This window comes from Kribbella steppae (assembly GCF_004342025.1).
In the GTDB taxonomy this organism is placed as follows: Bacteria; Actinomycetota; Actinomycetes; order Propionibacteriales; family Kribbellaceae; genus Kribbella; species Kribbella steppae.
The window spans coordinates 155,696-178,692 of record NZ_SLWN01000009.1 but is presented as its reverse complement, the minus strand read 5'-3'; the positions used below and the strand labels follow the sequence as shown (position 1 = coordinate 178,692).

The following is a 22,997-nucleotide window of genomic DNA, read 5'->3' as shown; positions in this document are numbered from 1 at the left end:
GCGATGAACCGGGCCGTAGGCAACGAACTGTTGCCTGCGGCCCGCAGCGGTTCGAGGTGCAACGGCTTGCCTGGACCAATACGGTTGACCCATGGCTAGGCGCCTCGTGACCAGAGCCCGGCTCCGTGCGATCGCGCCGTGGGCCGCGCTCAGCCTGCTCTGGTTCGTCACGTCGGTCGCGGTCGGCATGCTCGGGTTCGCGAACGACTCCGAGCGGGTCACCATCGGTGCGCACGCGGCCACTGTCTCCCCGACCTTCGACGGCCACGCCACCCTCGACCTCGGCGCCGTACTGCCGCGGCTGCGGATCCCGACCAACGCCCCGGTCAGCATCGGTGTCAACCTCGACGTCCAGGAGACGGATGCCGACAACCTCACCGAACTGCTCAACCGGGACGCCCTGATCGCCTCCCAGCCGGATGGTGAGATCGCGCGGATCCGGCAGGTGATCGAAGAGATGGCCGTCGACAATGCCGTCGCCGGTGCGGGTTCCGGCCTGCTGGTCGCGGTCGTGGTCGCAACGGTCTGGACCGCTCTCGGCGCGCGCCGGCGTCGTGAGTTGTGGGATCTGGTGCACAAGCACGAACGCCGGGTCGAACACCGCGCGATCGTCGTACTGGTCGCGATGCTGATCACGATCGCGTCGATCTTCGGCCCCGGCCAGATGCGAACGGCCGAGGTGCCGCCGACCGCGTGGCGCCCGCTGCACGAGTTGCTGCCCGAGCTCTCGTTCGACGAACGGCTCAAGAGCGTCGAGGTCGCGTCCGGGTTCTCCACCACCGGCGGTGTCGGCGTCATCCGTACGGCGGTCGAGACGTACGAGCGATCCACCGAGTTCTACGGCCGGCTGCAGGAGCGGGTGACCCGGGTCGGCGGCCGGATCCACCAGGCGAGTGAGGGGGAGACGGTCGCGTTGCTGGTGTCGGACCGGCACGACAACATCGGTATCGACCGGTTCGCCTCCGAGGTGGCCAAGGTCGCCGGTGCGAAGGTGCTCATCGACGCCGGCGACGACTCCTCGTCGGGACAGTCGTGGGAGGTGTTCAGCATCAACTCGCTGGCCCAGCACTTCAGGGACCTGAAGAAGGTCGCGGTGGCCGGCAACCACGACGCCGGCGGCCACATCGAGGACGCGATGCGCAAGAACGGGTTCACCGTGCTGGACAGCAAGCCGGTCGAGGTGGAGGGGATCCGGTTCCTCGGCGACAGCGATCCGACCCGGACCGGGCTCGGCAGTGCGGACTCGGCCGGCGCCGAGACGATCGCCGAACAGTCCGAGCGGCTGGCCGGCATCGCCTGCGAGCAATCCGACGACAAGCGGATCTCCACGTTCGTGGTGCACGACCCGGCCTCGTTCGCCGACACGGCGCAGCGAGGTTGCGCGACGCTGTTGCTGTCCGGGCATCTGCACCGCCAGGTCGGGCCGGAGCACAAGGTCATCAACGGTCGTCCGGTGACGACGTACACGAACGGTACGACCGGGGGAGCGGCGTACGCGTTCGCCCTTGGGTACACGTTGCGCCGGCCGGGTGAGGTCACCCTGATCACCTACGCGGACGGTCAGCCGATCGGCCTCCAGACCGTGACCGCCGAGCTCAGCGGCGAGGTCACCGTCGGCGCCTACACCCCCTTACCTTCTTGACGATTCAGCCGATGTACCAGATCGACGCCAGCTGTTAACCGTCCAGTAAGAGGGGCGGACCAGCGGGCTAGTGGTCTTGTAGGAGTAGGGTTTTGTGACGTGCGTCGCGCAAAGATCGTTTGTACGCTTGGCCCGGCTACGGCCGCCCCCGAGCGCATCCTGGAACTCGTCCAAGCAGGTATGGACGTCGCAAGGCTCAACCTGAGCCATGGTGCCCATGCCGAGCATGAGCGCATCTATCAGCGGATCCGCACCGCAGCGGCCGAGACCGGCAAGAACGTCGGCATCCTGGTCGACCTGCAGGGCCCGAAGATCCGGCTGGCCGAGTTCGCCGAGGGCAAGGTCACGCTGACCTACGGCGAACGCTTCACCATCACCACCCGGGAGGTCCCGGGCGACGCGACCATCTGCGGGACGACGTACGACGGTCTGCCCGGTGACGTGCACCCCGGCGACCAGTTGCTCATCGACGACGGCCGGATCGCGCTGGTCGCCGAGGAGGTGACCGAGACCGACGTGGTCTGCCGGGTCACCGTCGGCGGGCCGGTGTCGAACCACAAGGGCATCAACCTGCCGGGTGTCTCGGTCAGCGTGCCGGCCCTGTCGGAGAAGGACGCCGAGGACCTGCGCTGGGCGCTGCACCTGCCGGCCGACATGATCGCGCTGTCGTTCGTCCGGGACGCCGCCGACGTGCAGCTGGTGCACAAGATCATGGACGAGGAGGGACTGCGGGTCCCGGTCATCGCCAAGATCGAGAAGCCGCAGGCGGTCGCCAACCTGGACGAGATCATCGAGGCCTTCGACGGGTTCATGGTGGCCCGCGGCGACCTCGGCGTGGAGCTCCCGCTCGAGGAGGTCCCGCTGGTCCAGAAGCTGATCATCGACCAGGCCCGGCTGAACGCGAAGCCGGTCATCGTCGCCACCCAGATGCTGGAGTCGATGATCTCCGCGCCGCGGCCGACCCGGGCCGAGGCTTCCGACGTCGCGAACGCCGTCCTGGACGGTGCCGACGCGGTGATGCTGTCCGGCGAGACCAGCGTCGGCCGGTTCCCGATCGAGACGGTGACGACGATGGCGCGGATCGTCGCCTCCACCGAGCAGCACGGGCTGAGCCGGGTCAAGGAGATCGAGTGGGAGCCGCGCACGAAGGGCGGCGTGATCGCCCGGGCCGCCGCGGACGTGGCCGAGCGGCTGGACGCGAAGTTCCTGGTCGCGTTCACCCAGAGCGGTGACACCGCACTGCGGCTGGCCCGCTACCGCACCGAGATCCCGGTGCTCGCCTTCACCCCGGTCCCGTCGGTCAGCTCCTGGCTGAGTGTCGTCTGGGGGATCGAGACGCACATCGTCCCCACCGTCGACCACACCGACGAGATGGTCCGCCAGGTCGACCAGCGCCTGCTCGAACTCGGCAAGCTGAAGAAGGGTGACCTGGTCGTCATCGTGGCCGGCTCACCGCCCAGCATCCCCGGCTCCACCAACGCCCTCCGCGTCCACCGCATGGGCGACGCCATCGAAGGCATCGCCCCGGCGTACCGCACTCCGAACCCGTAACAGCACCTTTTCTCGAGGCGGGCAGTCACCTGACTGCCCGCCTCAGCCATGTCGTCAGTCCGGCAGGTTGCAGGCGACCGGATGCCAGGGCTGGAACACGGGCACTCGCATGCGTCCAACGAACACGTCGTACCGCTTTCGTGGCTCTCGCGTTTCCGGATGATGCGGGCCGGGTACCGAGCTCGCAGTCCTGTGAGGAGTTGGCCATGCGTCGATCAGTGGTGTTCACCGTCCTGTTGACCCTGGTGCTCGCCCTTGGCGGCACCACACCTGCTCAGGCGATCCCGGCGCCGTCGAGCATGGCGTCGATCGGGGACTCAATGACGCGGGCGGCCGACGTCTGCTGCTGGTACGGCGACCATCCGGCGAACTCGTGGAGCACGGGTGGCGCGAGTTGGGACGGGATCACCAGTCACTACGAGCGGCTGCGTGCTCTCAACCCAGCCATCTCCGGTCGCAACTACAACGACGCACGGTCCGGCGCCCGGATGTCCGACGCTCCGGCGCAAGCACAGCTCGCAGTCACCCAGCAGGTCGGTTACGTGACGATCCTGATGGGTGCGAACGACGCCTGCACGTCGACTCCCGCCTCGATGACTCCGGTGGAGACCTTCCGCAGCCAGTTCCGCCAGACCCTGCAGACGCTCGACGTCGGCCTGCCAGGTTCGGCGCGCATCTTCGTGGCCAGCGTTCCGGATGTGTATCGGCTGTGGCAGATCTACCACACCGACTTCCTGGCGAGGGTGGTCTGGGAGGCGGCCAGTATCTGCCAGTCCCTGCTGGCGACGGAGCGAACCGAGGCCGAGCGGCAGGCGGTACGTGCGCGCGTGATCGCCTTCAACGCCGTACTCCGGGACGAGTGCGCAAACCTCGCGAAGTGCCGATTCGACGACAACGCCCTCTTCAACTTCCAGTTCAGCCGCAGCCACGTCAGCCGACTCGACTACTTCCACCCCAGCCTCACCGGCCAGGCCGCCCTGGCCCAGACCACCTGGCCCCACTCCTGGTGGACCTGAGCCCCCGCCCTGACCGGCCGGCCCCGCGGTGGTCAGTCCGGCAGGTTGTAGGCGACCGGGTGGAGCGGTTGATACACCGGCAGTCCGGCACCGCTGGGGAGCGGGATGCCGGCCAGACGTCCCCAGCGTTCCTCGGTGATGTCGCGGGAGACCTCCACCCCGGCGCCGGCCAGCTTGTCGAACAGCGCCTCGATGTCCTCGCACATCAGGTAGAACTCGTGCCGCTCGCCGCCATCGGTCGGATGGACGGCGATCTCCGCCGGCGGCAGCCGGAAGATGAGCCACCCCGCACCGGCATCGACATGCGGAAACCCGAGCACATCTGCGATGAAGGCCCGATCAGCATCGGCATCATTGCTGTAGATGATCACGTGCGATCCGACAAACACTGTCCACTCCTCTCGCCGCCCAGCCTCTCGCCGAGCCTCCTCACAAGCTAAGACTTCGGACCGATGAACTCGTCGAGCTTGGCCACCGCATTTCGGTGCGCAACTGACAGGGCGTTCGAGCGGGGCATCCGCCAGGGGACGTCGAGTAGGTCGAGTGCCCACTGACACAGGCGCATGATGTCCGCGGACTCGTTGGAGAACATGTAGCGCGGATAGTCGTAGCGCTTCGTCTTGCCACCGACCATGCGGACGGTCCAGTTCGCCACTCTGCACCCGTCGGCGTCGAACAGTCCTCGAAGAAACTGTTCGGGGAACTCGGCAACGATGTCCTGCTGCCAGTCGGCGAGCTCGATCGGTCGTAGATGCTTCCGCCCGGGGCCGTGCTGCGGTAGCAAGCAGGGCCAGTGCTTCCAGTACGACGTGAGCACCACACAACCGGGTGCGTCGACACGGTGCACCGGCCGTGCCGGGTAGACGGCCGCCATCGCCGCTGCCGCTTCCTCGATCAACCGCGGGTAGACAGCATCACAGGTGAGCCGAAGCGAGTGGACGCCCTTCGCCTGCGAGGAAACGCATCCGTCGCCCAGGTACAAACCAAGCAAGTGCGCGTATGGACCCCGGTCGAGCTTCCCGTTCGTGCAGCGCGGGCAAGCTGTCGGGTCGTCGAGAGGTGCCGGATTGTCCCGCCAGTCACGGAGCGTAGTTCGGCTGACGCCGAGGCGTTTGCTCACCGAGTTGAGGCTTTCACCACTCACGATCGCGGCCAGGGCTGTGGCGCGCGTCTCACCGTCGTACATGACCAGAGATTCGCAGGTGGCACCGACAAGATTGTCAGCCGATTGTGTGCCCTGGGTGGGACTCGAACCCACACTGTATGGTGTTTGAGACCATCATCTCTGCCTATTGGATTACCAGGGCTTGCGGACCAAGATCCTAGCCCATGGCCCCGGTGGAACTGCGAATCGGGGACCCGCGTGTGGCACTGCCGACCTCGTTCGGTCCGGTGCTCGATGGCAGCACGGTCGGCCTCGATACAGTGTCGGGTGTGACTGCTAAGCGCGTGGTGATCGCTGAGGACGAGGCGTTGATCCGGATGGATCTGGCCGAGATGCTGGCCGAGGAGGGGTACGACGTCGTCGGGCAGGCGGGCGATGGCGAAGAGGCCATCCGGCTGGCGACGGAGCATCGGCCCGATCTGGTCATCCTCGACGTCAAGATGCCGAAGCTGGACGGGCTGAGCGCGGCCGAGAAGATCGCCGGCGAGCGGATCGCACCGGTGCTGATGCTGACCGCTTTCTCGCAGCGCGAGCTGGTCGAGCGGGCCCGCGACGCCGGCGCGATGGCGTACCTGGTGAAACCGTTCTCCAAGGCCGACCTGCTGCCCGCGATCGAGATCGCCGCGTCCCGGTACGTCGAACTGGCCGAGCTGGAGCGTGAGGTCGCCGATCTGGCCGAGCGGCTGGAGACGCGCAAACTGGTGGACCGGGCCAAGTCGGTCCTGCAGACGAAGTTTGGATTGTCCGAACCGGACTCCTTCCGGTGGATCCAGAAGACCGCGATGGACAAAAGAGTTTCCATGCGTCAGGTCGCGGAGTTGGTCGTTGACGAGGCGGGCGGTAGCGAGTGAATCACTCTCCGCGTACGGCGCTGAGCGGGCGTACAGGTATCACTGCCATCCATGCTGCTTACCGCTGTAACGACCTCACAACACACGTTCCGTGACATCGCCTCAAGTGCCAAGAGAGGTCTAACCTGCGGGTGCTCGCGGCATTCGCGGGAGTCCGGGGATCTGCTCGGACTATCCAGACATGGGAGGAACAGTGCACCAGCGTTCCGTAGTACGGGTCGGCGCGTCGCTGATCGTTGCGTCGTTGGCCCTGACTGCGTGCGGTTCGCGCAGTGGCGACGACTCTGGCGGGGGCTCCGGAGATGCGACCAAAACCGCCAAGATCGGCGTGATCGCGCCTCTGTCAGGAGACCTGTCGGCGCTGGGTCTGGGTATCCAGCACTCGGTCGAACTGGCCGTCAAGCAGGCCAACGACTCCAACGCGATCCCGGGCTGGAAGCTCGAGGTCGATGCCAAGGACGACGAGGCCAAGCCGGAGCCGGGCAAGAACGCGGCCACCGCGCTCTCCAGTGACGCCGACGTGATCGGCGTCGTTGGTACGCTGAACACCAGCGTCAGCCAGCAGGTCCAGCCCGTTCTCGCACCGAAGAACATCGTCCAGGTCTCGCCGGCCAACACTGGCCCGGGCCTGACCCAGGGCGCGAACTGGCAGACCGACCCGAAGCGGCCGTACGCGACGTACTTCCGCACCTGCACCACTGACGCGGTCCAGGGTCCCTTCGCTGCTCGCTACCTGTACGAGACCGCGAAGATCACCAAGGTCGCCACGATCCACGACAAGAAGGCGTACGGCCAGGGGCTGGTCGGCACCTTCACCGAGGAGTTCAAGAAGCTGGGTGGTCAGGTCGTCGCGGCCCAGACCATCAACCCGGACGACTCGAACTACCAGGCAGTGATCTCGGCGGTCAAGCCGTCCGCCCCGCAGGCGGTCTACTACGGAGGCGAGTACCCGCAGGCCGGTCCGCTGTCGCAGCAGATGAAGGCCGCCGGCCTGAACGTGCCGCTGATGGGTGGCGACGGTATCTACGACCCGAAGTACATCAGCCTGGCAGGTAAGACCGCCGACAACGACCTGGCCACCTCGGTCGGGGCCCCGGTCGACGCGCTGGAGTCGGCGAAGAAGTTCGTCGCGGACTACAACGCAGCCGGCTACAAGGACCCGTACGCGGCGTACGGCGGTTACTCCTACGACGCGGCCAACGCGATCATCAACGCGCTGAAGACGTCGCTGAAGGACGCCAAGGACGTCGAGTCGGCCCGCCAGGCCACGGTCGATGCCATGAGCAAGGTTTCGTTCGACGGCGTCACCGGTAAGGTCGCGTTCGACCAGTACGGCGACACCACCTCGAAGGTTCTGACCGTCTACAAGGTTGCCGGTGGCAAGTGGACCACCGTCGAGACCAAGGACTTCGAGACCAAGTAATCGAGTCGACCTCATGTCTCGGGGGTGGGAGCTGATCCTCCCACCCCCGTGGCATGTCGGGACTGAGGCAGTTGGGAGGTCGACGTGGACCAGTTCTTCCAGCAGCTCGTGAACGGGCTGACCCTGGGATCGCTGTACGCCCTGATCGCGGTCGGGTACACCGTCGTTTACGGCATCGTGCAGCTCATCAACTTCGCCCATGGCGAGGTCTTCATGATCGGTGCGTTCGGCGCACTGACCACGTACCTGTTGTTCTTCGACGGTCAGACCAGCGTGTGGATCCTGCCGGTGATGATCGTCGGCGCCATCATCGCGTCGGTCGGCACCGCGGTGGCGATGGAACGTGTCGCGTACCGTCCCCTGCGGAACGCGCCACGACTCGCACCGCTGATCACCGCGATCGGTATCTCCGTCTTCCTGCAGGAGTTCGTCCGGCTCTTCTACGAGCGGCCGGAGTGGACCGTGGTGGCGTTCGCCGTCATCGCGGTCGGAGTCGGATACTACGTCGGCTCGGTGCTGACGAAGGCTGATCTGAACCACCAGACGACCAAGTGGTACGACCGTGCTCCGCTGATCGGCGCCGCGCTCGGCGCCGTCGCGCTGTGGGTCGTGGTCCGGCTGATCGAGCCGGACCTGAGTGTGGTCCTGGCCCTCGGTGTCATCGTCCTCGGCGCTGTCGTCGGTACGGCGGTCGGCTGGCTGGCCGGTCTCGCCGCGCGGGGGCGGGCACAGAGCGAGGTCAAGCTCCTGACAGTCGTGGAAGCGGCCGCCGCGGCGATCGTGTTCTCGGAGCTGTTCTGGGTGTTCTACAAGCAGGTCATCACCAGCATCACCTGGCCGAGCGCCAAGCAGCGCATCCCGTTCCCGCAGATCGATGTGGTCACCGGCCCTGCGCTGGACGTCAGCGGGGTGACCATCCAGCGGTCCGCGATCTTCACCGTCGCGGCGCTGGCGGTGTGCGCGGTGCTGCTCTGGTTCTTCATCAATCGGACCCGGCTGGGCCGTGGTATGCAGGCGGTGTCGCAGGATCCCGACACCGCCCGGTTGATGGGTATCAACGTCGACCGGATCATCGTGGTGGCCTTCGCCCTCGGCGCCGTGCTGGCGGCGATCGCCGGGATCTCGCAGGGCTTCCAGAACAACAACATCGACTTCCGGATGGGCTTCCTGGCCGGTCTGAAGGCGTTCACCGCCGCGGTTCTCGGTGGTATCGGCAACGTCTACGGCGCCGTCGTCGGTGGCTTGGTGCTGGGCGTCGTCGAGGCGCTGGCCACCCAGTACATCCCAGGTCGGTTCGGTGGCGGTTCCTGGAAGGATGTCTGGGCGTTCGTCATTCTGATCCTGGTACTGGTGTTCAGGCCGCAGGGCCTGCTCGGAGCGAGGGTGGTGGATCGGGCATGAGCGAGGTACAGACAAGCACTCCGGCGGAGCCGGAGGCGTCTGCTCAGCAGCCGGTGAAGCCGATCGCGTGGCCGGCCGGTATCGCCGGCGTGGTGCTGGTGATCGTGGGCTCCTTCCTGTCCTGGAGCTACGACAGCTCGATCCTGAACGATCTGTCGATCAACCTCTATCCGGGCGGCCTGCAGATCCTCGCGATCATCGGGGCCCTGCTCGCGCTGGTCCTGCTGCTCGCCGAGCGGGGGCCGCTGACGGCGCTGGGGTCATGGCTGGACGCGACCCTCGGCCTGCGGGCGCTGGGCCTCGGCCTGACGCTGTACATGGTGTTGGTCATCGTGGCGATCACGGTGGAGTCGGACGGCCTGATCAACGTCAACCCGGGTGCCTACGTCTCCCTGGCCGGTGCCGTTCTGATCCTGGTGAGCTCGCGGATGCTCCCGTTGCGGCAGCTTCGCGACCTGAGCCAGGCGAGGCTGCCGGGCTGGGTGGAGATCCTCGCCATCTCCGTGATGATGGCGGTGATCCTGTTCGGTGCGGCGTACGCGCTGGGCCTGACGGACGCGTGGTCGTTCATCCTCTGCCTGCTCTTCATCGGTACAGTGATCCTGGCGCTGTTCCGGACCGGGGTGATGACCTGGTTCGGCCACGTCGCCCAGCGGCACAAGAAGGTGCTGACGCTGGCGGCGTTCGTGGTCGCGTTCTTCTTCCCCTTCACCCAGCGGGGGTCGGATGCGAACATGTCGATCGCGTGCCAGGTGCTGATCTTCGCGGCCACCGCGATGGGCCTGAACATCGTGGTCGGTCTGGCCGGCCTGCTGGACCTCGGCTACATCGCCTTCCTCGGCTCCGGCGCCTATGTGGCCGCGATGTTGTCGGAGTCGGCGTTCTCGACGATCGACTGGCACCCGCCGTTCGTGGTTGTGATGCTGCTCGGCGCAGGTACGGCGGCGACTCTCGGTCTCATCATCGGGTCACCGACACTCCGCGTCTCAGGTGACTACCTGGCCATCGTGACATTGGGCTTCGGTGAGATCTTCCGGCTGGCGATGTTCAACCTGGACGGCATCAACGGCCCGCTGCTGACCAACGGCCCGAACGGTATCCCCGGCATCCCGGATCTGGAGATCGGCAACTTCAACTTCGGCGACGAGCACACGGTCGCCGGGCTGGACCTGGGTCGCTTCTCGAACTACTACTTCCTGCTGCTGCTCCTGATCGCGTTCGTCATCCTGGTCTTCGCCCGGCTGAACAACAGCCGGATCGGCCGGGGCTGGGTCGCGATCCGGGAGGATGAGAAGGCCGCCGAGGCGATGGGCGTGAACGTCTTCGGCCTGAAGGTGCTGGCGTTCGCGATCGGGGCCTTCCTGGCCGGTCTGGCCGGAACCATCAAGGCACACCAGGACGTTGCCGTCAGCCCCGACCAGTACATCTTCCTCGAGTCGGCGTTCCTGCTCGCGGCCGTCGTGCTGGGCGGTATGGGCACCATCGCCGGTGTGCTGCTGGGAGCAACGATCCTGAAGCTGCTGCCGGAGAAGCTGCGGTTCTTCTCGGAGTACCGGCTGCTGCTGTTCGGCCTGCTGCTGGTGCTGATGATGCGGTTCCGGCCGGAGGGCCTGGTGGCGAGCAGACGTCGGCAGCTGGAGTTCCACGAGGAGGACGAGGCGTTGGCCGTCGCAGTCGAGGAAGAGCTTGTGGAGGAGGCGAAATGACCGTCACCGAGACAACGTCCACATCGACCCGGGCGAGCGGCCAGCCGGTGCTCGAGGCCTCCGGGGTGACCATGCGGTTCGGTGGTCTGCTGGCGGTCAACGACGTCAACCTGACCGTGCGGGAAGGCGAGATCGTCGGTCTGATCGGCCCGAACGGGGCCGGTAAGACGACGTTCTTCAACTGCCTCACCGGCCTCTACAAGCCGACGTCCGGGGCGGTCCGGTTCGCCGGTGCGCCGCGCAAGCCGGAGCCGGCCAAGCGCCAGGTGAGCGAGGCGGACGACGCGGTGGTGGTGCAGCCGCTGGCCGCGCTGACGCCGTTGCCGCCGAAGCCGCGGGCCGTGGTCCGGGCCGGAATGGCGCGGACGTTCCAGAACATCCGGCTGTTCGCCAACATGACCGCGCTCGAGAACGTGATGGTCGGCCGCTACTGCCGGACCAGTTCGGGTGCGCTCACCTCGGTACTGCGCGGGCCGAAGTTCCGCCGGGAGGAGTCGGCCACCCGGGAACGGGCCCAGGAGCTGCTGAACTTCGTCGGGCTGGGCAAGTCCGCCGAGCACCTGGCCCGGAACATGCCGTACGGCGACCAGCGCCGGCTCGAGATCGCCCGGGCGCTGGCCACCGATCCGAAGCTCATCCTGCTGGACGAGCCGACGGCCGGTATGAACCCGCTGGAGACCCGGCAGGCCAGTGACCTGATCTTCAAGATCCGGGACTCGGGGCTGTCGGTCGTGGTGATCGAGCACGACATGCGGTTCATCTTCAACCTCTGCGACCGGGTGCTGTGCCTGGTCCGCGGTGAGGCCCTGGTCGAGGGCACACCGGCCGAGGTGCAGTCCGACCCGCGGGTGATCGAGGCCTACATCGGCACCGGCGAGGACGACGAGGACGAGGACGACGAGCCACGGCGTTCGCAGGACGTCGCCGATGGCGAGGAGGAGGCCCCATGAGCGCGATGCTCGAGGTCCGCGACCTGGAAGTTGCCTACGGCAAGATCGTCGCGGTGAAGAAGATCAGCTTCAGCGTGGAACAGGGTCAGGTGGTGTCGCTGATCGGCACCAACGGGGCCGGCAAGACCACCACGCTGCGGACGATCTCGGGTCTGCTCCGGCCGTCGTCGGGGGAGATCCTGTTCCAGGGCGAGCGGATCGACACCACGCCGGCGCACGACATCGTCGAGCGCGGGCTGGCGCACTCGCCGGAGGGCCGGCGGATCTTCCCGAGGCTGTCGGTCGAGGAGAACCTGCTGCTCGGCGCGTTCGCCCGCCGGGACGCCAGTGGGGTCCGGACCGACCTGGACGCGGCGTACGACCTCTTCCCGATCCTGGGGGAGCGGCGCAAGCAGCCGGCCGGGACGTTCTCCGGCGGTGAGCAGCAGATGCTGGCGATGGGCCGGGCGATGATGAGCCGGCCGAAGCTGATGATGCTGGACGAGCCGTCGATGGGTCTGTCGCCGATCATGATGAAGCGGATCATGACGACAGTGACCGAGTTGCAGCGGCAGGGTACGACGATCCTGCTGGTGGAGCAGAACGCGCAGGCGGCGCTGAAGCGGGCCGACTACGGGTACGTGCTGGAGGTCGGCAAGATCGTGCTGTCCGGCACCGGTCGCGACCTGCTGGTCAACGACGACGTCCGCAAGGCCTACCTCGGCGAGGACTAGCACCAGTAGTTGCCGAGAGCCCCGGTCCGGGTACGGGCCGGGGCTCTTGTCAGCTCCGGATGACGACCAGCAGTTGCACCAGCAGCGGCGCGACGACCAGCGCCGGCAACAGGTCCGCCACGGCGATCTGCTTGAGCTTCAGCAGTCGCAGGGCGACGCCGATCAGCATCACTCCACCAGTCGCCCCCAGCGCGGTCACATGCGCGTCCGGGAGTACGTCGCCGAGCACCGCACCGACCGCGGTCATCAGACCCTGTACGACGAGGACGACGAGCGCGGAGGCGAGCACGCCCCAGCCGAAGGACGCGGCGAAGGCGATCGCGGCGAAACCGTCCAGGACCGCCTTGAGGAACAGTTGGTCCGCCCCACGGCCGAGTCCGTCGGACAGCGACCCGAGGAACGTCAGCGGCCCGACGCAGAACACCATCGACGCGGTCACGAACCCCTCGACGAACGTGCTCTCGCTGTCGGCACGGGTGAACCGGCGCTGCATCCACGCGCCGAAATCCTCCAGCCGCTGCTCGATCCGCAGCAACGAGCCGGCGATCCCGCCGATCAGCATCGCGCCGAGCACGATCAGTACCGGTGCGCTGTCGCCGACGGCGTCGCTGAGCACCCGATCGCCGACGGTGAGTGCCGACATGATCGCGATCAGCAGTGTGACCAGGCCGAGTGCGTCGGTGACGAGGTCGCGGGTGCGGTGACTGAGCCGATGGCCGATGAGTACGCCGAGTACCGAGCCGGTGATCACTGTCGCGACATTCACGACAGTACCGATTCCGATGAACAAACCTGGTCTCCGATCGCCCCGTCGGGGCAGCTTTGCAAGTGACTCCCGAGGGCCTACTGTTGCGCGAGGACGAGCGTATCCGCACGTCCCGTTCACCTCGGGGGTGGACCAGACCAGGAGGTCGCTGTGGCAGCAGCCATCGAGGTGAGGGACGCCCAACGCGGTGATGCCGATGCCTTGGTTGCGTTGTGGCGTGAGATGACCACCGGCTCCGGTCACCCGCTGCGACTGCCGGCGCCGCCGACGGCCGCCGCCGTCGAGGTTGCTGTCGGCAAACATCTCGACGACCCGTTCGGCCGGCTGCTGGTCGGTGAGCTGGACGGCGCCGTCCACGGGATGGCCTACCTGCGCCGTACGGCGATCAGCCCGCTGCACGACGACTTCACGGTCACGGTGGAGTACCTGCACGTCAGCGACGCCGCCCGTCGGCACGGCCTGGGCAAGGCGCTGATCGCGGAGGCGGCCGCCTGGGCCGAGCACGAGAACTGCGCCCACCTGGCCGCGGTCGCGCCCGCGATCGCCCGCGAGGCGAACAGGTTCCTGGCCCGGTTGGGTCTGGGGCAGGCCGGCGTACTGCGTTTTGCCACCACGCACACCGTGCGTCGCCGGCTGGCCGCCGAGCATGCGCCGAACCTGTTGGCCCTGCTCTCGTCGCGCCGGTCGGTGATCGCCCGCCGTGCCCAGCTCGGCCGGCCGCCGCTGACGCTCGACCCGGGGGCCGCTGACGTCAGCTTCCCGGCGGCGCCTGAATCAGCTGGCACGTGATCCGCGCGGTGCAGACCCGCTTGTCCCGCTCGTCGGTGATGACGACCTCGTACGACGTCGTCGTACGGCCGAGGTAGATCGGCGTGGCGACACCGGTGACGAGGCCGTCGCGGACCGCGCGGTGGTGGGTGGCGTTGATGTCGACGCCGACCGCGACCTTGCCGTAGGCCGCGGCGTGCAGCGCCGAGCCGATCGAGCCGAGGCTCTCGGCGAGGACGCAGGATGCGCCGCCGTGCAGCAGCCCGTACGGCTGGGTGTTGCCCTTGACCGGCATGGTCGCCACGATCCGCTCCGGGGCGGCCTCCTTGACCACGATGCCCATCAGGCTGAGCAGGGTTCCCTCCATGCCCATCCCCGGGCCGAGGTCCATACCGTCGGTGCTCTGATCACTCACAGACGGCAGACTACGTCAGCCTCACGGCGTACCCGAGGCACTGTGACAAAACTGTCGGGGGGAACCACTAGAGTCGGTGTGTGGCTCCAGAAACCAACACCTCGACGATGACCAAGGACACCGCGCAGCCTGGCACCGGCCGACCGCGGATCCTGCTGCTGGACGGGCACTCGCTGGCGTACCGGGCGTTCTACGCGCTGCCGGTGGAGAACTTCTCCACCACCACCGGGCAGCACACCAACGCGGTGTACGGGTTCACCTCGATGCTGATCAACATGCTCCGCGACGAGCAGCCGACCCATGTCTGCGTCGCGTTCGACGTGTCCCGCAAGACCTTCCGCTCCGAGCAGTACGCGGAGTACAAGGCGGGCCGGTCGAAGTCGCCGGACGAGTTCAAGGGGCAGGTCTCGCTGGTCAAGGAGGTGCTGGAGGCACTCCGGATCCCTACCACCGAGATCGACGGCTGGGAGGCTGACGACGTCATCGCTACGCTGGCCACCCAGGCGTCCGAGCAGGGCTTCCAAGTGCTCATCAGCAGTGGTGACCGGGATGCGTTCCAGCTGGTCAGCGACGACATCACGGTGCTGTACCCGAAGCGCGGCGTGTCCGAGATCGCCCGGATGGACCCGGCCGCGGTCGAGGACAAGTACGGCGTGACGCCGCGGCTCTACCCGGATCTGGCCGCGCTGGTGGGGGAGCAGAGCGACAACCTGCCGGGTGTGCCTGGGGTCGGGCCGAAGACGGCGGCCAAGTGGCTGAACCAGTTCGGCTCGCTGAACGACGTGGTCGACCGGGTCAACGAGATCAAGGGCAAGGCCGGCGAGTCGCTGCGCGAGCACCTGGCCGACGTGATCCGGAACCGGCAGATCAACGAGCTGGTCCGCGACCTGACCCTGGACGTCACGGTGGACGACCTGGTCCGGACGCCCTGGGACCGGGACAAGGTGCACACACTGTTCGACAGCCTGGAGTTCCGGGTGCTGCGGGAGCGGCTGGTCGCCGAGCACGAGGAGGTCGACGCGACCGTCGACCACGGTTTCGAGCTGGACGGCGTACAGCTGAAGCCAGGGGAGGTGGCCGCCTGGATCAAGGAGCACGTCAGCAGCGGCGAGCGGATCGGCGTCGCGGTCCAGGGCAGCTGGGGTCGTGGTACAGGTGAGATCACCGGCCTGGCGCTGGCGAGCACCTCCGGTGCGGCGGCCTGGTTCGACCCGACCACGCTGACCCCGGACGATGACGCGGCCTGGCAGGCCTGGCTCGCCGACCCGAAGCAGCCGAAGGCGCTGCACGACGCGAAGGGGCCGCTGCTCGGCTTCCTGGAGCGTGGCTGGACGCTGGCCGGTCTGAGCTCGGACACCCAGCTGAGCGCGTATCTCGCCCGGCCCGATCAGCGGTCGTACGACCTGGCCGACCTGACCGTTCGCTACCTCAAGCGCGAGCTGCGCAACGAGGAGGCCGACAACGGTCAGCTCAGCTTCGACGACGTCGAGGGCGGCCCGGCAGCCGATGCGACGATGCTGCGCGCCCGCGCGATCGCGGACCTGGCCGACACCCTGGACGGGGAGCTGGAGAAGCAGGCCGGGACGGCGTTGCTGGCGGATGTCGAGCTGCCGCTGATCGACGTGATCGCCGCGATGGAGCGGGACGGTATCGCGGTCGACCGGCCGTACCTGGAGGAGCTGGAGGAACGGTTCGCCACCGGGGTGCGGGAAGCCGCCACGGCGGCGTACGAGGTGATCGGCAAGGAGATCAACCTCGGCTCGCCGAAGCAGCTGCAGGTGGTGCTGTTCGACGAGTTGCAGATGCCGAAGACGAAGCGGACCAAGACCGGGTACACGACTGACGCGGACTCGCTGCAGGCGCTGTTCGAGAAGACCGAGCACCCGTTCCTGGCGAATCTGCTGGCGCACCGGGACGCGACCCGGCTGCGGCAGACCGTCGAGGGGCTGCTGAAGACGATCAGCGCGAAGGACGGCCGGATCCACACCACGTTCAACCAGACCATCGCGGCGACCGGCCGGCTCAGCTCGACCGACCCGAACCTGCAGAACATCCCGATCCGGACCGCGGAGGGCCGCCGGATCCGGCAGGCGTTCATCGTCGGCGAGGGCAACGAGTCGCTGATGTCGGCCGACTACAGCCAGATCGAGATGCGGATCATGGCGCACGTGTCCGAGGACCAGGGACTGATCGACGCCTTCACCTCCGGTGAGGACTTTCACTCCGTCACCGCCGCCCGGGTGTTCTCGGTCGAGGCGTCCGAGGTCACGCAGGAGATGCGGGCCAAGATCAAGGCGATGAACTACGGCCTCGCCTACGGCCTGTCGGCGTACGGGTTGAGCCAGCAGCTGAAGATCGGCGTGGACGAGGCGAAGGGGTTGATGGACGAGTACTTCGAGCGCTTCGGCGGCGTCCGCGACTACCTGCGCAGTATCGTCATCGACGCCGGCAAGAGCGGCTACACCGAGACGATCCTTGGCCGCCGGCGCTACCTGCCGGACCTGACCAGCGACAACCGGCAGCGGCGTGAGATGGCCGAGCGGATGGCGCTGAACGCTCCGATCCAGGGTTCGGCCGCGGACGTCATCAAGATGGCGATGCTCAAGGTCGACGCGTCGCTGCGCGAGTCCGGCCTGAAGTCGCGGATGCTGCTCCAGGTGCACGACGAACTCGTCTTCGAGATCGCCCCGGGCGAGCGCGAGCCGCTCGAGGAGCTGGTACGACGGGACATGGGTCACGCGGTCGACATGGCCGTACCGCTCGACGTCTCGGTCGGCATCGGCCGCACCTGGCACGAGGCCGCCCACTAGTCGTGGAGCAATTCGGCTCCCTCCTCAGGTAGTCCGCGAACCGACCATCAACGAACGCTGGTTGCGCGATCTGCAGCTGGCGCTTCGCTCCTAGCCGCGGGCGTAGACCGGGGTCGGGTCGGGGGAGAGGGCATTGGCGATGGCCTCCTGGTCCGCAGGCGACAGGGCCGGGAGGTCCGAGAGCGGGAACCAGGCAACCTCCAACGACTCGTCGTCGTTGACGCGCGGCTCGCCGTGCAGGGGGCGGCAGCGGAAGCAGAGGTCGAGGAACTGCACCTGGTCGCCGTTGGGATAGCTGGTCGGCGGCAGAGACTGCATGCTGACCAGCCGTTCGACCTCCGCGACGACCGCGGTCTCCTCGTGGATCTCGCGGATCAGGCCGACGGCCGGCTCCTCACCAGGCTCGAGAATACCGGCGACCAGACTCCATCGCCCGTTGTCCGCGCGTCGTACCAGTAGCACCTGATCGGCGTCGTCGAGGACCACACCGCGGATGCCCGTCAGCCACAGCAGGTCGTGGCCGATCTTCTCGCGCAGCTCGAGGATGAATTTCGGGGTCGCCATGGTGTGAACCCTATAGAAGCAGAGGGCCCCTTTAGTTTCCGCAAGAAAGTTGAGCGGATCACTGCAAGTGGGAAGCGCTTGCCGCGCAAGACACGGACTGTGTGCATCCGGTCCCGGGTAGTTACACCCGAACCCTTCCGAAGTCATCGGATCTGTGCCATTCTCCGGCCAAAGATCCGAGATCCTATCGGATATTTCGTCTCTGTTCCGTCCTATACCGCCTTGGAGGACCCATGCCGAACAACGCTGCCCGGTCGACGGGGATCAGCCGTCGATCACTCATCGCGGGCGCGCTCGGACTGACCGCCGCAACAGCCGGCGGAGGTCTGCTCAGCGGCTGCAGTGGCTCGAGCAATGCGAGCGGAGCGGGCGGTGGAGGTGCTGCTCCGGCCCCGCCCAGCGTCACCCTCGGCCCGAAACTGGAGGGGGTGCTGTACCCGGACGGGTACGTCGGCCCGGTGGCCCGGGAGCTGAAGCCGATCACCTCCGAGAAGGTCACCTTCAAGATCGTGGTCAAGCAGGACGTGACGATCGGCGACTGGAAGACGAACGCGTTCACCAAGTGGCTGGAGCAGAAGACCAACATCCACATCGAGTGGAACCAGGTCGGCGGCACCGACGACGACGTGATGACCAAGGTGAACGCGATGATCGCCGCCGGCGACATCCCGGACGCCTTCATGGGGATCGAGTTCACCCGGTCGCAGCTGTACCTGTACGGCCAGCAGGGCCTGTTCACCGACGTCAACCAGTTCATCGACGGGTACGCGCTGAACCTTCAGCAGGCGATGAAGGACTACCCGGACGCGCGCAAGCTGGTGCAGGCACCGGACAAGAAGATCTACTCGTTCCCGAGCATCAACGACTGCTACCACTGCCGCGCGAGCAACGGCCGCACCTTCCTCAACACCGACTGGATCAAGCAGGTCGGACTGGACGTCCCGAAGACCACCGACGAGTTCCGCGAGGTCCTGCGCGCGTTCAAGAAGGCCGATCTCGGCGGCAACGGCCGGACCATCCCGTTCTGCGGCTACAAGGACGCGCCGTTCGACACCTACTTCATGAACTCGTTCCTCTACAACCCGGGCGATCCGTGGCTGGTCGTGAACGACGGCAAGGTCGACGTGAACTTCAACAAGGACGAGTGGCGCGAGGGCCTGAAGTACATCCACGGCCTGTACGCCGAGGGCCTGATCAACAAGGACGTGTTCACCGCCGACCAGGACCAGATGGACCGGTACGGCAACGCGCCGGGCAAGCCGATCATCGGCGGCGCCCGGTCGTACTACTGGGGCGGCTTCCTCGACATCGACCAGAAGGACCCGGACGCCCGCTGGCGCAAGTACCTCGCGGTCCCGCCGGTGAAGGGGCCGAACAACGTCCAGTACGCCGCCTGGAACTACCTCGGCGTCGGTGTCGAGGTGGCGAAGCTGGTGATCACCAAGAAGTGCGCCAAGCCCGAACTGCTGGTCCAGTGGGCCGACGCCCAGATGGAACTGGAGGCGATCCTGCGCGGCTACGGGGGCCCGAAGTTCGCGTGGGCGAAGAAGGGTGAGCTCGGGATCAACGGCAAGCAGGCGGTCTACGGCTTCTCGGCGACCTGGAACACCGAGAAGAACATCAGCTGGAGCCAGGACAACGCGATGTACCGGTCGCAGGACTTCCGGCTGGCCGAGCGGGTGAACCCGAAGGACCTCACCTTCGAGAGCCCGCTGTACCAGCAGACCGTGGACAACTACTTCCCGTACAAGCAGCCGCAGGAGATGCAGTTCCCGCCGGTCACGCTGGACCAGGACCAGGCCGCGCAGGAGGCCGAGCTGAAGACGAACCTGACCAGCGAGGTCAACCTCTCCTTCTCCAAGTTCGTCACCGGCCAGCTCGACCCGAACGACGACGCTGCCTGGAACGACTACAAGGACCGGGTCGAGAAGATCGGTGTGAAGCCCTATCTGGAGCTCGAGCAGGCTGCCTACGAGACCTACAACGCATGAGCGCCGCCGGTACGCTGCCGCCGGACGAGAAACGGCTGGCGGTCGGAGCGCCGATCCAGGACACCCGGGGCGACAAGATCGCGCTGGCCTGCATCTACACCGCGCTCGGATTCTTCTGCCTCGCGGTGCTGTATCCGATCATCTACGTCCTCAGCGCCTCGGTCAGTAACACCAAGAAGGTGTCCGCGGGTGAGGTGTGGTTGTGGCCGGTCGGCTTCACCGTGGATGCGTACAAGGCGATCTTCGACTACGACGCGATCGTCAGCAGCTTCGGCAACTCCGTGTACTACGCGGTGGTCGGCGCTGTCGTGGCCACGGTCCTGACCCTGCTGGCAGCGTACCCGCTGTCCCGGAAGGGGTTGCCGGGCAAGGGCATCATCATGGCCGCGTTCGTGTTCACGATGATGTTCAGCGGCGGTCTGATCCCGACGTACCTGGTGGTGGATCAGCTGGGGCTGCTGAACACCCGGTGGGCGATGATCCTGCCGACCGCGCTGGCGGTCTGGAACGTGATCATCACCAGGACCTACTTCATGGTCACGATCCCGGAGGAACTGGTCGAGGCCGGCAAGGTGGACGGCTGCAGCGACTTCGGCTTCTTCTGGCGGATCGTGTTGCCACTGAGCAAACCGATCATCGCGGTGAACCTGCTGTTCTACGCGGTCGGCCAGTGGAACTCGTTCTTCAACGCGCTGATCTACCTGACCAACGAGCATCTGTTCCCGTTGCAGGTGGTCCTGCGGCAGATCCTGATCCAGAGCAAGGTCGACCCGTCCCAGATGCCCGACACGAGCAAGCTGGCGCAGCTGAAGGAGCTGCAGCAGCAGCTGAAGTACTCGCTGATCGTGGTCGGCATGATTCCGCCGTTGCTGGTCTACCCCTTCGTGCAGAAGCACTTCGTCAAGGGGGCCATGATCGGCTCGCTGAAGGGATGACGAGATGACTGCATCGACGGAAACCCGCGCCACCGTCCAGGCCACGAAACCGCCGGCCGGGCGCCAGTCGCCCAACGGCCACAAGAAGCGCCGGGTCAAGCCGGCCAAACCCTCGGTCCGGCTGGGCATCCGGATGCGCCGGAACTGGCAGCTGTACGCGATGCTGGCGCTGCCGCTGATCTGGCTGGCGATCTTCGCCTACTGGCCGATGTACGGCGTGATCATCGCCTTCAAGGACTACAACGTGGTGTCCGGAATCTGGGGCAGCCCGTGGGCCGGGTTCAAGTACTTCGACCGGTTTATCGAGTCGTACCAGTTCTGGAAGCTGATCCGGAACACGGTCTACCTGCACGTGTACGAGCTGGTCGCGACATTCCCGTTGCCGATCATCCTCGCGCTCTGCCTGAACACGGTCCGGAAGAAGTGGTTCAGCCGGTCGGCCCAGCTGATCACCTACGCACCGCACTTCATCTCGACCGTGGTCGTGGTCGGTCTGGTCGTCGTGCTGACGAATCCGAGCACCGGGGTGGCGAACAAGTTGATCGGGCTGTTCGGCTTCGGCCCGGTCGACTTCCTGGGCGACGCCGGGTTGTTCCGGCACATCTTCGTGTGGTCGGGCGCGTGGCAGACGATGGGGTTCTCGGCCATCATCTATCTGGCCGCGCTGACCAGTGTGCCGCCGGAGCTGCACGAGGCGGCGATCGTCGACGGCGCCTCGCGGCTGCGGCGGATGTGGCACATCGACCTGCCGTCGATCGTGCCGGTGGCGGTGATCCTGCTGATCCTGAACATCGGCGCGATCCTGTCGGTCGGGTTCGAGAAGGTGCTGCTGATGCAGAACAACCTGAACCTCGACACCGCCGAAGTGATCGACACCTATGTGTACAAGATCGGTCTGGCCTCGGCGGTGCCGCAGTTCAGCTATGCGACGGCGATCGGGTTGTTCAGATCAGTGATCGGGCTGGTGCTGCTGGTACTGGCGAACACGTTCGCCCGACGGTTCGCGAAGAGCAGCCTTTGGTGAGTGGCAACCCTTTGGTGAGTCAGTCGACGTCGGTGGTCTGGCGGTGCAGGCCTGCCGCCAGACCGACCGACAGCAGCACGGCGCAGGTACTGGTCATCGCGACCAGGACCGTCACACCGGCCATGCCGGTGGCGATGTCGGTGCCGAGGACGATCCCGGCGCCGATCGCGAGCACGATCAGACCGATCCAGATCAGCAGGGCAGCTCGCTGCTCCTGCTGGGCGATCGCGGCGTAGACAACGAGTTGCAGTACGGCGTACGCCGAGCCGGAGATCGCGAACATCCAGGCGTACGGACCAAGCGGCCCGTACTGCTCCTCGCCACCGATCACGGCCACGACCAGGTCAGGCAGGAGCCACGCGCCGACTACCGCGCACACACCGAGTCCCACAACGGCCTGGATCGCCCGGCGCAGGCGGATCGTGTCGCCGGGGGAGCTGGCGAGTGAGGGAAACACGATCACGATGACGAACTGCGGCAGGAACAGACACGCCTTCGCCACGATGACACCGGCCGCGTAGTACCCACTGTGCCGGCCGTCGAGCAGAGCGCGGGCGAACAGCACGTCTGCATTGGCGATCACGAAGAACGCGAGCAGCGTGTGCGTGCCGTGCACCGTCTCCCGCAGTACCTCCTTGACCTGTTCCGCCGTACCTCCCGCAGACCCACGCAGCAGGAAGCCACCGAGCAGTGCCGGTACGGCGGCGCCCAGCGCCAGACCGATCATCGCCGCGTCGAGTGACGGGTGGATGAGCAGCGCGCCACCACCCAGCACCAGACGTCCTACACCCACCGCGGTGTAGACGGCTGCCAGCTCGGTCCAGCGTTGACTGCCTTGGAGTACGCCGAGCTGTGAGCCCATCAGGGTGAGGCAGCCGAGCGTGGGGGCGAGCAGCATGATCGCGACCACTGAGTCGATGTGCAGCAGCCAGACGAACAGCGGCGTCGCCAGCAGGCAGACAATCGTGAGTCCGAGTGCGGCACGGCGTCCTGCCTTGAGCATTGCGTCGGCCAGCGTTGCGGCGCCCTCACCGGTGTGGGTGGCGAGCCGCCGGGCGCCAGTCGCTTGCAGGCCGAGTGACGCGACGTTGCCGATCAGCAACAGGCCGAGTAGCGCGGTCATGGCGCCGAACTCCTCGGGCACCAGCCGGTGCACACCGATGAGCGTGAAACCGTAGGCGGCCATGTTCATGATGGCCATGCCGACGGCAACAACGGTTGCACTGCGGAGGAACGCCAGCCTCGGCTGATGCTCTGGCGTCGTGTCTGAACTCATGCTCTGCTGTCCGGTCTAGGTTCCCGGTAG

20 protein-coding genes and 1 tRNA gene are annotated in these 22,997 nt (G+C 66.7%); 14 read left to right on the top strand and 7 right to left on the bottom strand.

The annotated features are described in order from the left end of the window. The first annotated feature begins 91 nt into the window (after positions 1 to 91). The 3 genes from EV652_RS26500 (at position 92) to EV652_RS26490 (ending at position 4,209) form a co-directional block, all read left to right on the top strand. Complete coding sequence (locus EV652_RS26500) at positions 92 to 1,642, top strand: metallophosphoesterase family protein (RefSeq protein ID WP_132211940.1); 1,551 nt, start codon at positions 92 to 94, stop codon at positions 1,640 to 1,642. A gap of 99 nt (positions 1,643 to 1,741) precedes the next feature. After that, positions 1,742 to 3,193 carry a pyruvate kinase gene (gene pyk / locus EV652_RS26495; protein WP_132211939.1) on the top strand — a complete coding sequence of 484 codons (1,452 nt, stop codon included), beginning with the start codon at positions 1,742 to 1,744 and terminating at the stop codon, positions 3,191 to 3,193. A gap of 206 nt (positions 3,194 to 3,399) precedes the next feature. Beyond that, positions 3,400 to 4,209: an SGNH/GDSL hydrolase family protein gene (locus tag EV652_RS26490; protein ID WP_132211938.1), complete on the top strand. Its 810-nt coding sequence runs from the start codon at positions 3,400 to 3,402 to the stop codon at positions 4,207 to 4,209. Between the two features lie 32 nt (positions 4,210 to 4,241). Here EV652_RS26490 and EV652_RS26485 read toward each other — a convergent pair whose 3' ends face one another. From EV652_RS26485 to EV652_RS26475, 3 genes are all read right to left on the bottom strand, one after another. Next, the gene (locus EV652_RS26485) at positions 4,242 to 4,598 is read right to left on the bottom strand and encodes a VOC family protein (RefSeq protein ID WP_132211937.1); all 357 of its coding nucleotides are present in this window, start codon (positions 4,596 to 4,598) and stop codon (positions 4,242 to 4,244) included. Positions 4,599 to 4,645: 47 nt separating this feature from the next. After that, the gene (locus EV652_RS26480; RefSeq protein WP_132211936.1) at positions 4,646 to 5,395 is read right to left on the bottom strand and encodes a helix-turn-helix domain-containing protein; all 750 of its coding nucleotides are present in this window, start codon (positions 5,393 to 5,395) and stop codon (positions 4,646 to 4,648) included. A gap of 47 nt (positions 5,396 to 5,442) precedes the next feature. Further along, positions 5,443 to 5,516: transfer RNA gene (locus tag EV652_RS26475), tRNA-Leu, on the bottom strand. 118 nt (positions 5,517 to 5,634) lie between these two features. On the opposite strand from EV652_RS26475, the gene EV652_RS26470 reads away from it, so the two are divergent. The 6 genes from EV652_RS26470 to EV652_RS26440 all read left to right on the top strand — a co-directional run bounded on the left by EV652_RS26470 (position 5,635) and on the right by EV652_RS26440 (position 12,418). Next, a complete protein-coding gene (locus EV652_RS26470) occupies positions 5,635 to 6,225 on the top strand; it encodes an ANTAR domain-containing response regulator (protein ID WP_132212133.1) in 591 nt (196 codons plus the stop codon). 181 nt (positions 6,226 to 6,406) lie between these two features. Continuing rightward, positions 6,407 to 7,648 carry a branched-chain amino acid ABC transporter substrate-binding protein gene (locus EV652_RS26465; protein ID WP_242002025.1) on the top strand — a complete coding sequence of 414 codons (1,242 nt, stop codon included), beginning with the start codon at positions 6,407 to 6,409 and terminating at the stop codon, positions 7,646 to 7,648. Positions 7,649 to 7,732: 84 nt separating this feature from the next. After that, positions 7,733 to 9,049, top strand: coding sequence for a branched-chain amino acid ABC transporter permease (locus EV652_RS26455; protein WP_242002024.1), 1,317 nt, complete (start codon positions 7,733 to 7,735; stop codon positions 9,047 to 9,049). Beyond that, positions 9,046 to 10,755 (top strand): branched-chain amino acid ABC transporter permease, encoded by a 1,710-nt coding sequence (locus tag EV652_RS26450; RefSeq protein ID WP_132211935.1) that lies wholly within the window; start codon positions 9,046 to 9,048, stop codon positions 10,753 to 10,755. Before EV652_RS26455 ends, EV652_RS26450 begins: the two co-directional genes overlap by 4 nt. Further along, positions 10,752 to 11,705: an ABC transporter ATP-binding protein gene (locus EV652_RS26445; RefSeq protein ID WP_132211934.1), complete on the top strand. Its 954-nt coding sequence runs from the start codon at positions 10,752 to 10,754 to the stop codon at positions 11,703 to 11,705. The genes EV652_RS26450 and EV652_RS26445 overlap by 4 nt, the downstream gene beginning before the upstream one ends. Then, on the top strand, positions 11,702 to 12,418 hold the full coding sequence (locus EV652_RS26440) for an ABC transporter ATP-binding protein (RefSeq protein ID WP_132211933.1): 717 nt from the start codon (positions 11,702 to 11,704) through the stop codon (positions 12,416 to 12,418). The genes EV652_RS26445 and EV652_RS26440 overlap by 4 nt, the downstream gene beginning before the upstream one ends. Before the next feature lie 49 nt (positions 12,419 to 12,467). Here the strand turns inward: EV652_RS26440 and EV652_RS26435 are convergent, their stop codons facing one another. Further along, positions 12,468 to 13,184, bottom strand: coding sequence for a DUF554 domain-containing protein (locus EV652_RS26435; RefSeq protein ID WP_242002023.1), 717 nt, complete (start codon positions 13,182 to 13,184; stop codon positions 12,468 to 12,470). Positions 13,185 to 13,334: 150 nt separating this feature from the next. Here EV652_RS26435 and EV652_RS26430 point away from each other — a divergent pair, with 150 nt between their 5' ends. After that, positions 13,335 to 13,973, top strand: coding sequence for a GNAT family N-acetyltransferase (locus EV652_RS26430; protein ID WP_132211931.1), 639 nt, complete (start codon positions 13,335 to 13,337; stop codon positions 13,971 to 13,973). Here the strand turns inward: EV652_RS26430 and EV652_RS26425 are convergent. Beyond that, positions 13,936 to 14,343, bottom strand: a complete 408-nt coding sequence (locus EV652_RS26425; protein WP_132212130.1) for a hotdog fold thioesterase — start codon at positions 14,341 to 14,343, stop codon at positions 13,936 to 13,938. The genes EV652_RS26430 and EV652_RS26425 overlap by 38 nt on opposite strands. Positions 14,344 to 14,474: 131 nt before the next feature. Here EV652_RS26425 and polA point away from each other — a divergent pair, with 131 nt between their 5' ends. Then, positions 14,475 to 17,177: a DNA polymerase I gene (gene polA / locus EV652_RS26420; protein ID WP_132212129.1), complete on the top strand. Its 2,703-nt coding sequence runs from the start codon at positions 14,475 to 14,477 to the stop codon at positions 17,175 to 17,177. Between the two features lie 90 nt (positions 17,178 to 17,267). Here polA and EV652_RS26415 read toward each other — a convergent pair whose 3' ends face one another. Next, positions 17,268 to 17,741 (bottom strand): NUDIX hydrolase, encoded by a 474-nt coding sequence (locus EV652_RS26415; protein WP_132211930.1) that lies wholly within the window; start codon positions 17,739 to 17,741, stop codon positions 17,268 to 17,270. 233 nt (positions 17,742 to 17,974) lie between these two features. Between EV652_RS26415 and EV652_RS26410 the strand changes: the two genes are divergently transcribed. The 3 genes from EV652_RS26410 to EV652_RS26400 are packed head-to-tail and all read left to right on the top strand — an operon-like array spanning position 17,975 to position 21,691. After that, a complete protein-coding gene (locus tag EV652_RS26410) occupies positions 17,975 to 19,732 on the top strand; it encodes a type 2 periplasmic-binding domain-containing protein (protein WP_132211929.1) in 1,758 nt (585 codons plus the stop codon). Beyond that, positions 19,729 to 20,667 (top strand): carbohydrate ABC transporter permease, encoded by a 939-nt coding sequence (locus EV652_RS26405; RefSeq protein WP_132211928.1) that lies wholly within the window; start codon positions 19,729 to 19,731, stop codon positions 20,665 to 20,667. Before EV652_RS26410 ends, EV652_RS26405 begins: the two co-directional genes overlap by 4 nt. A 4-nt stretch (positions 20,668 to 20,671) precedes the next feature. Next, entirely contained in the window at positions 20,672 to 21,691 is a 1,020-nt protein-coding gene (locus EV652_RS26400; protein WP_132211927.1) for an ABC transporter permease, read from the top strand. Between the two features lie 19 nt (positions 21,692 to 21,710). Here EV652_RS26400 and EV652_RS26395 read toward each other — a convergent pair whose 3' ends face one another. Continuing rightward, positions 21,711 to 22,967 carry a lipopolysaccharide biosynthesis protein gene (locus EV652_RS26395; RefSeq protein WP_132211926.1) on the bottom strand — a complete coding sequence of 419 codons (1,257 nt, stop codon included), beginning with the start codon at positions 22,965 to 22,967 and terminating at the stop codon, positions 21,711 to 21,713. Positions 22,968 to 22,997: the final 30 nt, after the last annotated feature.

Bases quoted from the DNA above. Each gene is read 5' to 3' on its own strand.
- EV652_RS26445 (WP_132211934.1), top strand. From the start codon at position 10,752: ATGACCGTCACCGAGACAACGTCCACATCGACCCGGGCGAGCGGCCAG.
- polA (WP_132212129.1), top strand. From the start codon at position 14,475: ATGACCAAGGACACCGCGCAGCCTGGCACCGGCCGACCGCGGATCCTG.
- EV652_RS26440 (WP_132211933.1), top strand. From the start codon at position 11,702: ATGAGCGCGATGCTCGAGGTCCGCGACCTGGAAGTTGCCTACGGCAAG.
- EV652_RS26395 (WP_132211926.1), bottom strand. From the start codon at position 22,967: ATGAGTTCAGACACGACGCCAGAGCATCAGCCGAGGCTGGCGTTCCTC.
- EV652_RS26450 (WP_132211935.1), top strand. From the start codon at position 9,046: ATGAGCGAGGTACAGACAAGCACTCCGGCGGAGCCGGAGGCGTCTGCT.
- EV652_RS26490 (WP_132211938.1), top strand. From the start codon at position 3,400: ATGCGTCGATCAGTGGTGTTCACCGTCCTGTTGACCCTGGTGCTCGCC.
- EV652_RS26400 (WP_132211927.1), top strand. From the start codon at position 20,672: ATGACTGCATCGACGGAAACCCGCGCCACCGTCCAGGCCACGAAACCG.
- EV652_RS26480 (WP_132211936.1), bottom strand. From the start codon at position 5,395: ATGTACGACGGTGAGACGCGCGCCACAGCCCTGGCCGCGATCGTGAGT.
- EV652_RS26425 (WP_132212130.1), bottom strand. From the start codon at position 14,343: ATGGACCTCGGCCCGGGGATGGGCATGGAGGGAACCCTGCTCAGCCTG.
- EV652_RS26410 (WP_132211929.1), top strand. From the start codon at position 17,975: ATGCCGAACAACGCTGCCCGGTCGACGGGGATCAGCCGTCGATCACTC.
- EV652_RS26500 (WP_132211940.1), top strand. From the start codon at position 92: ATGGCTAGGCGCCTCGTGACCAGAGCCCGGCTCCGTGCGATCGCGCCG.
- EV652_RS26415 (WP_132211930.1), bottom strand. From the start codon at position 17,741: ATGGCGACCCCGAAATTCATCCTCGAGCTGCGCGAGAAGATCGGCCAC.
- EV652_RS26465 (WP_242002025.1), top strand. From the start codon at position 6,407: ATGGGAGGAACAGTGCACCAGCGTTCCGTAGTACGGGTCGGCGCGTCG.
- EV652_RS26405 (WP_132211928.1), top strand. From the start codon at position 19,729: ATGAGCGCCGCCGGTACGCTGCCGCCGGACGAGAAACGGCTGGCGGTC.